Raw genomic sequence first — 216 nt, 5'->3', positions numbered from 1 at the left:
TCCTTTAGCTTGTAAGTCACTTGCAACAGCATCCACTTGTTCTTGTGATTCTACCGAACAAGGACCGAATACAAATGATTTATTTCCATCACCAATGATGCCACCGTTATCAAATTTTACAATCGTATCTTCTGGTTTAAGTTTACGAGAGACATAAAGGTGTTTTTCATTTTCAGATTTTTGTAAATCAGTAGAGGCTTTAAAAATTTCTTTAAA

General features: G+C 33.3%; 1 pseudogene. It reads right to left on the bottom strand.

Annotated elements, in window-relative coordinates:
* Nucleotides 1-216, bottom strand: a pseudogene (locus HMPREF3264_RS05420) (chorismate mutase); the annotation flags it as partial.

Origin of the sequence: Staphylococcus sp. HMSC62A08, assembly GCF_001839105.1 — a bacterium.
In the GTDB taxonomy this organism is placed as follows: domain Bacteria; phylum Bacillota; class Bacilli; order Staphylococcales; family Staphylococcaceae; genus Staphylococcus; species Staphylococcus caprae.
The sequence above is the reverse complement of the archived record's forward strand: the minus strand, read 5'-3'. Positions and strand labels throughout refer to the sequence as shown.